Source organism: Bacteroidota bacterium, from assembly GCA_023957335.1.
Lineage (GTDB): Bacteria > Bacteroidota > Bacteroidia > NS11-12g > UBA955 > JALOAG01.
The window spans coordinates 183,888-195,782 of sequence record JAMLHC010000001.1; the positions used below are offsets into that span (position 1 = coordinate 183,888).

The following is an 11,895-nucleotide window of genomic DNA, read 5'->3' on the forward strand; positions in this document are numbered from 1 at the left end:
GTTTTGTTGAAAAAGTATTGTCGTCCTCAATCGTTTCATGCTTATAAAATCACTACTTTTGCGACACGAAAAATTTATCATGAAATTATCATCTCAACCTTTTCACAGCTTTGCAGACAGGCACATTGGACCTAATCAAAATGAAATCGAACAAATGCTCAAAACACTTGGGCTTAACTCTGTTGAAGAACTGATTGACAAAACAGTACCTCAGAATATTAGACTTCAAAAAGAATTGAATTTGACAGATGCAATCACCGAAAATGAATTACTCGAAAAATTAAAAAAAATTGGAGCCAAGAACAAAATCTTTAAAAACTATATAGGACTTGGTTACTATGATACCTTGACTCCCAATGTAATTTTGCGCAACATTATGGAGAACCCCGGCTGGTACACACAATATACCCCGTACCAGGCAGAGATTTCTCAAGGTCGATTAGAGGCATTACTCAATTATCAAACTGCAGTTATTGACCTTACCGGCATGGAAATTTCCAATGCCTCTTTGCTTGACGAAGCGACCGCTGCTGCTGAAGCGATGAGCATGTTCAAAAACTTATCAGCAAATAAAAACGCAACGAAATTCTTTATAGACCAGGAAACTTTTCCTCAAACAATTGATGTAATTAAAACTCGTGCCATCCCATTAGGTTGGGACATTGTAGTAGGTGATTATAATATGTTTGTACCCAATCATGAATATTTTGGAGCCTATGTTCAGTATCCAAACAACACCGGCAATATTGTAAGTTACAAATCATTTACAGAAAAATGTCATTCAGCAAACGTTTTGGTGTGTGCAGGTTCGGATTTACTGGCACTCACACTCTTGACACCTCCTGCAGACTGGGGCGCTGATTGTGTTATTGGTTCTGCTCAACGTTTTGGTGTACCTATGGGATTTGGCGGACCACATGCTGCTTTCTTCGCTACAAAAGAAGAATATAAAAGACAAGTACCCGGTAGAATCATAGGACTTTCTATTGATGCAAATAATGACCCCGCTCTTCGTATGGCGTTGCAAACTCGCGAACAACATATTCGCAGACAAGCAGCAACAAGTAATATTTGCACCTCGCAAGTATTACTAGCCATTATGGCATCCATGTATGCAGTTTATCATGGACCAAAAGGTTTGAAAGCAATTGCTTCGCAAGTACATAATTGCGCTAAAACTCTTGATTCTGCAATTACTGATTTAGGTTTCACACAAGAAAATAAAAACTACTTTGACACTATCTATATAAATGCCGGTTCAAAGGTTGGTGCTATTAAGACCAATGCAATAAACGCACAAATTAATTTTAGATATTTTGATAATAATTATGTTGGCATCTCTGTAGATGAAACAACTTCTCATGCAAATATTCAAGCAATCATTGATATCTTTGCCAAAGCCGCTGACTCATCTCACACAGCTATCCTAAGCAACAGCATAGAATTGACTTGGGGCAATGAATTTATCAGAACTACAGATTACATGACCCATCCTGTGTTTAACAGTCATCATTCAGAACATCAAATGTTGCGCTACATCAAGCATTTAGAAAGCAAGGATCTTTCACTTTGTCAGAGCATGATATCATTAGGTAGTTGCACAATGAAACTCAATGCAACCACAGAGATGATTCCTGTAACTTGGACAGAATACAATAGTTTGCACCCATTCTGCCCAACAGACCAAAGAGCAGGCTATACAGATTTATTGGAAGAATTCTCATCCGATTTAGCTGAAATTACCGGCTTTGCAGGTGTTTCACTTCAGCCCAATGCGGGTGCTCAAGGAGAATACACCGGACTACTGGTAATTAGAGAATATTTTCAAAACAGAGGAGAAACGCACAGAAATGTAGCACTTATTCCGGAATCTGCTCACGGCACCAATCCTGCCAGTGCTGTCATGGCGGGTATGAAGGTTGTGGTTGTGAAAACAGATGCCAAAGGTAATGTTGATTTCGAAGATTTGAAAACCAAAGCAGAAGCTAATAAAGACAACTTAGCTTGCTTGATGATTACTTACCCTTCCACTTTTGGGGTATTCGAAGAAGGAGTTAAAGATATTACAAACTTAATTCATTCATACGGAGCTCAAGTTTATATGGACGGAGCCAATATGAATGCTCAAGTAGGACTAACCAGTCCCGGCAATATCGGTGCTGACGTTTGTCACCTTAACTTGCACAAAACATTCTGTATTCCTCATGGAGGTGGCGGTCCGGGTATGGGACCTATTTGTGTTGCTTCGCACCTAAAACCTTTCTTACCCGGACATGCCGTGGTGAGCACAGGGGGCGACAAAGGCATAGGGGCGGTATCTGCAGCACCTTTTGGAAGTGCAAGCATTATTCTTATTTCGTATGCTTATATAAAAATGATGGGTGGAAACGGGTTGAAAAAAGCTACTCAGATTGCAATTTTGAATGCTAATTATATGAAAGCCAGACTTGAAACAGCATATCAAACTGTGTATTCCGGCAAGAATGGATACTGTGCGCATGAATTTATTTTGGATATCAGACCATTTAAAGCAAATAGCGGTATTGAAGGCGAAGATGTGGCAAAGAGACTTATGGATTATGGATTCCATGCCCCCACCCTTTCTTTCCCAATTCCTAATACACTGATGATTGAACCAACAGAGAGTGAATCAAAAGAGGAACTTGACCGATTCATTGATGCCATGTTATCTATCAAAAATGAAATACAAGAAATTGAATCAGGACTAATGCCTAAGGAGGACAATGTATTAGTAAATGCACCTCACACTGCAAAATCAGTGATAGCAGACGTATGGGCACATGCATATAGTAGGGAAAAAGCCGCATATCCGGCATCCTTTGTACTAAAAAATAAATTTTGGGCAACCGTTGCAAGAGTAAACAATACTTATGGAGACCGCAACCTCATTTGTGCTTGTCCTCCTACTGAGATGTATGCTGAAATGAATTCCTAATCAATGCTTTGCCATCTAAGAGAAAACTATTTATCTAAATTCGATTTGCAAATTACAGATTAAATTTAATTTCGTAGCGATTTAAAATAATGCTTTGAGCATGTCTAAAACAATAAAATTAAGGAAAGGGTACGATATCAGATTGAGTGGTGAAGCACCAAGATTTGAACAAACGAACTATCAGTCTAGGCTATTTGCAATAAAACCTCCCGATTATAACGGACTTACTCCCAGATTAATAGTTGAACAAGGCTCGGAAGTCAAAGCCGGTTCTGTCCTTTTTCAAGACAAAACAGACGAAACAATACAATTCACGTCACCGGTAAGTGGGGAGATTGTTGATATCGTTAGAGGGGAAAGGAGAGTCATTTTGGAAATCCTGATTTTAGCTGATTCAAAAAATGAATTTATTGATTTTGGGAAAGCAAACCCCAATGACCTTAGTTCAGAAGAAATTAAATCCAAACTATTGGCAAGTGGCTGCTGGACTTTGATGCGCCAGCGACCCTTTAATAAAGTTCCACAAACTCAACTTACCCCAAAAAATATTTTTATTTCAGGTTTTGACTCTGCACCCTTTGCAACCAATATTGAATATGCGGTATCCAATGAACTTGCCAATATGCAAACTGCAATTGATGCACTTAGAAAATTGACTGATGGCAAAGTTTATTTAGGATTATCAACAGCACAAAAGCAACATAGCGTTTTTACAAAACTTAATGGTGTAGAGATTACCTATTTCGAAGGTCCCCACCCGGCAGGAAATGTAGGAGTGCAAATTCACCATACCGCTCCTATCAACAAAGATGAAGTGGTCTGGACAATAAGCCCACAAGACTTAGTCACAATCGGTCGTTTGTTTAATCAAGGCATATATGACACCCAAAGACTTTTTTCAATTTCCGGAGATGTAGTTAGGAAAAAAGGATATTTCCGTTCGTATCTTGGAGCACAAGTGACAAAAGCGATTGAAAATAATCTTTTGAACGAACATGTACGCATTATCAGCGGCAATCCGCTTACAGGTACCAAAGTGAGTAGAGATGGATTTATCGGCACATTTCAAAATTCAATTTCTGTCATCGAAGAAGGAGACGAACCCGAATTCTTTGGTTGGCTATGCCCTACATACAAAAGACCTTCTCTCTCAAGAACTTTTACCTCATTCATGCATCCTCAAGAGGAGTACCAAGTCAATACCAATATGCACGGAGAAGCGAGAGCATTTGTAATGTCGGGGGAATATGACAAAGTGTTACCCATGGATGTATTGCCATTACAATTTTTTAAAGCATGTTACACATTTGACTTAAACAATATGGAGGGATTGGGCATTTACGAAGTTGTTGAAGAAGATATTGCACTTTGCGAATTTATTTGCACTTCCAAAATGCCTTTGCAACAAATATTAAGAGAAGCCATTAATTATTTAGAAAAAGAGTCTTAAAGACAATGAAAGAGTTTTTTAGAAAAAAATTAGACATAACCCGTCCCTATTTTCAGAAAGGAGGCAAGTTCGAAAAACTTCGCTCCACATACGATGCATTTGCTACTTTTATGTTTGTACCGGGACACACAACAAGTTCAGGTACTCATATTAAAGACGGAATAGACTTAAAAAGAACAATGATGACGGTTATCATTGCTTTAATTCCTGCTTTGTTATTTGGTATGTGGAATGTGGGGCTGCAACATTATCGTGCGACAGGTGAGGAAGCTACGTTTATGATGCAATTCAACTATGGCATCATGAAAGTATTGCCCATTATTGTGGTTTCTTATGTAGTGGGTTTAGGAATAGAGTTTTTGTTTGCCCAACTCAGAGGTCATGATGTCAATGAAGGTTATTTAGTAACGGGTATGTTAATTCCTTTGATTATGCCTCCCACCATTCCATTGTGGATGGTTGCAGTGGGTTCAGCTTTTTGTGTTATTATCGGAAAAGAAGTATTTGGTGGTACAGGGATGAATGTATTAAACCCTGCACTCACTGCCCGCGCATTTTTATTCTTTGCATATCCCGTATCTATGTCCGGAGATATATGGATTGCAGGCAGACCCGATGCCTACTCAGGAGCTACGGTCTTAGCTGACTTGGCATCATCTACCCCGGCAACATATTCAACATGGGATATCTTCTTAGGCACTATTCCCGGTTCAATTGGAGAAACTTCAACACTGGCATGTTTGATTGGAGCAGTCATTTTGGGAATTACCGGTATTGGAAGTTGGAAAATTATGCTATCAGTTTTTGCCGGAGGTTTCTTCATGGGAACATTGATGAATTTGATTCCCGGTGGAAATGCATTTATGCAGCTCCCTGCTTGGGAACACTTAATTATAGGTGGTTTTGCATTTGGCGCTATTTTCATGGCTACCGACCCTGTAAGCGCATCTCAGACCGAACAAGGCAAAATTATTTATGGATTGCTAATTGGAATTCTGACTATCATGATAAGGGCTTGGAACCCTGCATACCCCGAGGGAATGATGCTTTCCATTCTATTGATGAATGTGTTCGCCCCACTGATTGACCACTATGTTGTTGAAGCTAATATTAAAAGGAGATTAAGCCGTGTCAAAGCATAATAATTCATACATACTTGTTTTTATGATAACGCTGTCTGTATTTTCAGCTGTTATTCTTGCTTTCATTTCTGAAAGCTTAAAACCCGCTCAAATTGCAAATATTGAGTTAGAAAAGAAAAAATCCATTTTGGGTACTTTTATTGATGTTTCCAAAATGTCAAAAGAAGAAATCAATGCCCTTTATGCAAAAAAAGTAAAAACCGTTGTAGTGTCTTTTGATGCTCAAAAACTTGATATAGACGAAGCCAGTATCAAAGTTTCTGATGAGTATCGCAAGGATTTAAAAGACCGGAAGCTTCCTGTTTATGAAATCTTTAATGACAAAGGAGAAATAGAATATTCCGTTTTGCCATTTTTCGGGCATGGTTTATACGATAATATCTGGGGATATATAGCAGTTGAACCTGACATGAAAACTATCAAAGGTGTGGTATTGGATAACAAAGGGGAAACGCCCGGATTGGGAGCACGCATGTCCGAAAAGCAAATTGCAGACCGTTATCAAGGCAAAACCATTCGAGATGACATGGGCAATATTGTAACAATCGTAATGCAAAAAGGCGAAAAAGGCGGTGGAGAAGCAAGTATTAAAGCCTATGAGAATGACTCTCATAAGGTTGATGGGCTCTCAGGAGCAACCAATACAGGAAAAGGAATCAACAAGATGTTTGAAGAATATCTTCAGGCATATTCAGGTTATTTGAATTCAAAATTAACAAAGTAAAAACATGAGCACAGAAAGCGTACAACAAGCGATAAAACCAAAGTCTGAACCTCTGTTTAGCAAAAAGAACAGAAAATTATTATCCAACCCATTAGATGCAGACAACCCTATTACTGTTCAAATTCTGGGCATTTGTTCCGCACTTGCCGTAACAGTTCAAATGAAACCGGCACTGTTTATGGCAGTGGGCGTTACTATTATTGTAGGGCTATCCAGCTTTATTATTGCGATTATACGCAATATGATTCCTAACAGAGTCAGAATTATTGTTCAATTAATGGTAGCGGCAACCTTGGTTGTAATTATTGACCAATTATTTCAAGCCTATGCCTATGATATTTCAAAACAACTTTCAGTATATATCAGTCTGATTTTGACCAACTGTATCCTATTAGGACGCATTGAAGCATTTGCGATGGGCAACAAGCCTTGGCCTTCATTGTTAGACGGTATTGGCAATGGCGCAGGCTATGGAGCCATCTTGATGATAACAGCAGTAATCAGAGAGTTGCTCGGCTCCGGTTCATTATTTGGCTATAAATTACTCGGAGACAGTTATATAGGCAATGGTGTAATGATTTTGCCTGCTGGTGCTTGTTTTGTTATTGGATTAGTAGTCTGGATGCAAAGAGCAAGAAACGGCTACAGAGAAGATTAATGTAACCCTTTAAAAGAAGAAAAAATGGAAAGTATAATTTCAATATTTGTAAAATCGGTTTTTGTAGATAACATGATTTTTGCATACTTCCTCGGGATGTGCACATATATTGCCATCTCTAAAGAAGTAAAGGCCGCATTTTCATTGGGCATTGCAGTCATTTTAGCATTGACTATAACAGTGCCTTTAAACTGGGTATTATATCACTACTTTTTAGCTGAAGGTGCACTTGCATGGACTGGGATTAAAGCTCTTGCCACGGTGGATTTAAGTTTTCTCGGACTTATTACTTATATTTCTATCATTGCTGCCTTTATTCAGATGCTTGAAATGATAATAGAGAAATATTATCCTAGTTTATATAATACATTGGGAATATTCCTCCCCTTGCTGGCTGTTAATTGCGCAATTTTAGCAGGGTCCTTATTTATGGTTGGACGCCCATACAACCTTGCAGAAGCAACCGCTTATGGTGCCGGTTCGGGTTTTGGCTGGTTTTTGGCAATTACATCATTGGCAGCACTCAGAGAAAAGATTAAATACTCTAATGTACCGGCTCCTTTGCGAGGTGTTGGCATTACCTTTATCTTAATCGGTTTGATGGCTTTTGGTTATCTTAGTTTTATTGGTTTTACAATTTAAAAAATAATGAACACTCTACTCAGTATAAATCCAACGCTTCTGGTCGTTAGTGTTGTTGTATTCTTAGCTATATTACTATTCTTAGTAATTCTGATACTTTTTGCAGCTAAAAAAATGGTGCAACAAGGAGATGTCAAGATTACTATCAATGAAGAAAAGGAGATCAGCGTTCCTGCTGGAGGCAGTTTGCTCACAACTTTATCAAATGCCGGTATATACCTGCCATCTGCATGTGGAGGGAAAGGCAGTTGTGCAGAATGTAAATGTCAGGTAATGGAAGGAGGCGGATCCATTTTGCCAACAGAAACCGGACATATCAAACGCAAAGCGCAAAAAGAACATTGGAGACTTTCATGCCAAGTAAAAGTAAAAAATGACCTGAAAATCCAAGTTGCGGACGAGGTATTTGGAATTAAGAAATGGGAATGTGAAGTGGTTTCAAATTACAATGTAGCTTCATTCATAAAAGAGTTTGTTGTTAAACTACCCGAAGGCGAAAATCTCAACTTCAAAGCGGGGGGCTATGTTCAGGTAGATGTTCCGGCTTGTGAAATTAATTATAAAGATATTGATATCACTTCTCATCCCAGAATGGGTAAACCTGCTGATGAATTTCGCTCAGAATGGGATAAGTTCAAATTATGGAACTTAAAAATGAAAAATGACGAACCTATTTTCAGAGCTTATTCTATGGCTAACCACCCTGCGGAAGGCAATATTGTTATGTTGAATATTCGTATTGCTACGCCTCCTTGGGACAGAGCCAAAAACGGGTGGATGGATGTAAATCCGGGCGTTTGCTCTTCTTACGTATTCAGTAAAAAAGCCGGTGATAAGGTTACAATATCCGGTCCTTATGGAGAATTTTTCATCAAAGAAACCAAATCAGAGATGATTTATGTTGGTGGTGGTGCCGGTATGGCTCCTTTGCGTTCGCATTTATTCCATCTTTTCCATACACTAAAACAGACCGATCGCAAAGTTTCTTTTTGGTATGGAGGACGTTCTAAAAGGGAACTGTTTTATATTGACGACTTCAAAGCCATAGAAAGGGAATTCCCTAATTTCAGATTTTACTTAGTGCTTTCAGAACCGCTACCTGAAGATAATTGGAAAGTCAAAACGGACATAGACGACAGAGAAGGCGATGGATTTGTAGGATTTGTACATCAAGCCCTGATTAATAATTATTTAAGCAAACACAAAACACCCGAAGATATTGAGTACTATTTCTGTGGACCTCCTATGATGAATGCAGCTGTAGTTAAGATGACACAAGACTTTGGGGTTCCTGCCGAGAATGTTTCGTTTGACGATTTCGGCTAAAACCTAGCATACAAACTTATACACAAGCCGCTGCAAGTTCAGTGGCTTTTTCATTTACACAAATCCAATGCGTTGGATTAGTTTTGTGATGCAATGTCAAATGCTTATTTTAAGTTTAAACAATTTGAAATCATTCAAATGGCAAACGCCATGAAAGTAACTACTGACGCTTGTGTACTTGGTGCATTAGCAGACTTATCCAACTGCAATCATATCTTAGATATAGGAGCAGGAACGGGGTTATTAACCCTGATGCAAGCTCAAAAGAATTGCACATCTGCACAATTCTCCGCCATTGAAATCGACCATAATGCGTTCAACGAACTTAAATTAAACTGTAAAAACTCAAAATGGTCCAATCAAATCCATTGTATCAACCAAAATGTTAAAGACTTTGCCAATGATAGCAATAATCTACACAAATTTGACGGAATAATTTCTAACCCTCCATTTTTCAGTTCTGACTTAAAACCACCTTCTCGTTCTCGTTCCAACGTGAGACATGAAGAAGAAAGTCTCAGCATGGATGACTTATTGAATTGTGTCAACACTCTTTTAAGCAAAAACGGAAGACACTTCTGTATATATCCTACAAAAAGATTAGATGAGTTTAAACGATTGATTTTAAGTTACAATCTTGTTTGTCATAACCTGATTTTTATAAAAAATAATAAAACTAAGCCGCCTCATCTATTCATAGCAGAAATCATGAGAAAAAATACTGACCAACCATACAAAACAACCGAGTTCATTATCAGAGAGCAAGATGTTTATAGCAATCAAATGAAGGAAACCATGCTGCCTTACTATTTATAAAGGTTTACATTAAATTTTCACGCTTCATAGGAGAATATCAAAGAACCTATAAAGCTTGATTTCTTTGGTATATCACTAAACTTAACTACCTTTGCAGCCCTTTTAAATCAATCATTAATGATTACTTGTAATAACTTGTCTTTGCGTTTTGGTAAACGCGTTTTATTCGATGAAGTAAATGTAAAATTCACCAATGGAAATTGCTATGGTATCATTGGAGCGAATGGTGCAGGCAAATCCACTTTTTTAAAAATAATTACCGGAGACGTTGACCCCACTACCGGCTCTATTGACATTGAGCCCGGCAAAAGAATGGCAGTGTTGAAACAAGATCACTTTGAATTTGACCAATTCGAGGTGTTGCAAACCGTGATTATGGGGCACAAAAATCTCTTTGCAATTATGCAAGAAAAAGACGCGCTCTATGCAAAAGAAGACTTTAGTGATGCAGATGGTGTGAAAGCAGCGGAGTTAGAAGAAAAATTTGCTGAAATGGAAGGCTGGAATGCTGAGAGTGATGCAGGTATATTGTTGAACGGCTTGGGAATTTCAGATGAATTCCACCACAAGACCATGCACGAATTGAGTAACAATCAGAAAGTGCGTGTATTGCTCGCACAAGCCTTGTTTGGCAATCCAGACATATTGATTATGGACGAGCCTACGAACGACTTGGATGTACACACAATAGCATGGCTCGAGAATTTTTTGGCAGACTTTGAAAATCTCGTATTAGTAGTCAGCCACGACCGTCACTTCCTTGACTCGGTTTGTACCCACGTTGCGGACATTGATTTTAGTAAAATCCAAGTTTTCACTGGTAATTACAGTTTCTGGTATCAAAGCAGTCAGTTGGCATTAAGACAAAAACAAGAACAGAACAAAAAGTCAGAAGACAAACGCAAAGAATTACAAGAGTTTATTGCCCGATTCAGCGCCAATGCTGCCAAATCCAAACAGGCAACAAGCCGTAAAAAATTATTGGAGAAACTGAATATAGAAGAAATCAAACCTTCGAGCCGCAAATACCCTGCAATCTTTATTATACCTGAACGAGAAGCCGGAGACCAAGTGCTTAAAGTAGATGATCTCAGTTATAAACAAGATGGAGAAACACTTTTCTCAAAGATAAATTTCAATGTAAACAAAGGAGACAAGATTGCTTTCCTTTCAAAGAACACACTTGCTCTAACACGGCTTTTTCAGATTTTAGCAGAAGAAATTAAACCCACCACCGGCACGTACTCGTATGGAATTACCATCAAAAAAGGATACACACCTAACGACAACTCCAAATATTTTGAAGGCGTGAATCTTAGTCTTGTGGACTGGCTTAGACAGTTTTCAAAAGAAAAAGATGAAACTTTTATTCGTGGCTTCTTAGGCAAGATGTTGTTTAGCGGTGAAGAATCACTCAAAAGCGCGAAGGTTCTTTCCGGTGGCGAAAAGGTACGCTGTATGTTGAGCAAACTCATGCTTGAACAACCCAACTTTGTCATTGCAGACGACCCTACAAACCACTTGGACTTGGAATCAATCCAATCATTGAACAACAGTTTTATTGATTTTAAAGGAACTATTATTTTCCAATCCCATGACCATGAATTTATTCAGACCGTTGCCAACAGAATTATTGAAATAACTCCCAATGGGGTTATTGATAAAATATGCTCTTATGATGAATATTTAGAGGATGAATCTGTTCAACAACGCAAAGAAGAACTGTATGGTCGCTCACAGAGCGCATAAATATTCTAAATGAAAATTCTGATTCTGCACGGACCCAATCTGAACCTATTAGGCAAACGACAACCTGATGTGTACGGAACAACCGGTTTTGAAGAATACTTAGAAACACTTCGAACATCCTTCCCTACAATGCAAATAACTTATTTTCAAAGCAACCATGAAGGGGAATTAATTGATGTTATACAACAAAGTGTTGGCATTTATGATGGTGTCATTTTCAATGCAGGCGGATATTCTCATACTTCTGTAGCTATTGCGGATGCTGTTGCTTCAGTTTCAACCCCCGTGATAGGCATACATATCAGCAATATTTATGCGCGCGAAACCCAAAGGCATATTGACTTATTGGCTAAATACTGCATAGGAACTATCTCAGGACTGGGATTGCAGGGATATGAATTGGCATTAAGCTACTTTTTTAAAAATAAATAA

Annotated in this window: 10 protein-coding genes; all 10 read left to right on the top strand. The window is 38.4% G+C overall.

Features of this window, described 5'->3' with window-relative positions; translation table 11 throughout:
• Positions 1-79 precede the first annotated feature (79 nt).
• Positions 80-2,956, top strand: coding sequence for an aminomethyl-transferring glycine dehydrogenase (gene gcvP, locus M9892_00745; protein ID MCO5252876.1), 2,877 nt, complete (start codon positions 80-82; stop codon positions 2,954-2,956).
• 100 nt (positions 2,957-3,056) lie between these two features.
• Positions 3,057-4,406, top strand: a complete 1,350-nt coding sequence (locus M9892_00750) for a Na(+)-translocating NADH-quinone reductase subunit A (protein MCO5252877.1) — start codon at positions 3,057-3,059, stop codon at positions 4,404-4,406.
• Positions 4,407-4,411: 5 nt separating this feature from the next.
• Positions 4,412-5,548, top strand: a complete 1,137-nt coding sequence (locus M9892_00755) for an NADH:ubiquinone reductase (Na(+)-transporting) subunit B (GenBank protein ID MCO5252878.1) — start codon at positions 4,412-4,414, stop codon at positions 5,546-5,548.
• The gene (nqrC, locus tag M9892_00760; protein MCO5252879.1) at positions 5,535-6,272 is read left to right on the top strand and encodes an NADH:ubiquinone reductase (Na(+)-transporting) subunit C; all 738 of its coding nucleotides are present in this window, start codon (positions 5,535-5,537) and stop codon (positions 6,270-6,272) included. Before M9892_00755 ends, nqrC begins: the two co-directional genes overlap by 14 nt.
• A 4-nt stretch (positions 6,273-6,276) precedes the next feature.
• Positions 6,277-6,930 (top strand): NADH:ubiquinone reductase (Na(+)-transporting) subunit D, encoded by a 654-nt coding sequence (locus M9892_00765; protein MCO5252880.1) that lies wholly within the window; start codon positions 6,277-6,279, stop codon positions 6,928-6,930.
• A gap of 24 nt (positions 6,931-6,954) precedes the next feature.
• Complete coding sequence (gene nqrE / locus M9892_00770) at positions 6,955-7,572, top strand: NADH:ubiquinone reductase (Na(+)-transporting) subunit E (GenBank protein ID MCO5252881.1); 618 nt, start codon at positions 6,955-6,957, stop codon at positions 7,570-7,572.
• Between the two features lie 6 nt (positions 7,573-7,578).
• Positions 7,579-8,898 (top strand): NADH:ubiquinone reductase (Na(+)-transporting) subunit F, encoded by a 1,320-nt coding sequence (gene nqrF, locus M9892_00775; GenBank protein MCO5252882.1) that lies wholly within the window; start codon positions 7,579-7,581, stop codon positions 8,896-8,898.
• 93 nt (positions 8,899-8,991) lie between these two features.
• Complete coding sequence (locus M9892_00780) at positions 8,992-9,714, top strand: methyltransferase (protein MCO5252883.1); 723 nt, start codon at positions 8,992-8,994, stop codon at positions 9,712-9,714.
• 117 nt (positions 9,715-9,831) lie between these two features.
• Complete coding sequence (locus M9892_00785; GenBank protein ID MCO5252884.1) at positions 9,832-11,463, top strand: ATP-binding cassette domain-containing protein; 1,632 nt, start codon at positions 9,832-9,834, stop codon at positions 11,461-11,463.
• A 9-nt stretch (positions 11,464-11,472) separates the two neighbouring features.
• Entirely contained in the window at positions 11,473-11,895 is a 423-nt protein-coding gene (gene aroQ, locus M9892_00790) for a type II 3-dehydroquinate dehydratase (GenBank protein MCO5252885.1), read from the top strand.

Excerpts from the sequence above, each read along its gene's own strand:
- nqrE (MCO5252881.1), top strand. The coding sequence starts at position 6,955 with ATGGAAAGTATAATTTCAATATTTGTAAAATCGGTTTTTGTAGATAAC.
- nqrF (MCO5252882.1), top strand. The coding sequence starts at position 7,579 with ATGAACACTCTACTCAGTATAAATCCAACGCTTCTGGTCGTTAGTGTT.
- aroQ (MCO5252885.1), top strand. The coding sequence starts at position 11,473 with ATGAAAATTCTGATTCTGCACGGACCCAATCTGAACCTATTAGGCAAA.
- M9892_00780 (MCO5252883.1), top strand. The coding sequence starts at position 8,992 with ATGTCAAATGCTTATTTTAAGTTTAAACAATTTGAAATCATTCAAATG.
- M9892_00765 (MCO5252880.1), top strand. The coding sequence starts at position 6,277 with ATGAGCACAGAAAGCGTACAACAAGCGATAAAACCAAAGTCTGAACCT.
- M9892_00755 (MCO5252878.1), top strand. The coding sequence starts at position 4,412 with ATGAAAGAGTTTTTTAGAAAAAAATTAGACATAACCCGTCCCTATTTT.
- gcvP (MCO5252876.1), top strand. The coding sequence starts at position 80 with ATGAAATTATCATCTCAACCTTTTCACAGCTTTGCAGACAGGCACATT.
- M9892_00785 (MCO5252884.1), top strand. The coding sequence starts at position 9,832 with ATGATTACTTGTAATAACTTGTCTTTGCGTTTTGGTAAACGCGTTTTA.
- M9892_00750 (MCO5252877.1), top strand. The coding sequence starts at position 3,057 with ATGTCTAAAACAATAAAATTAAGGAAAGGGTACGATATCAGATTGAGT.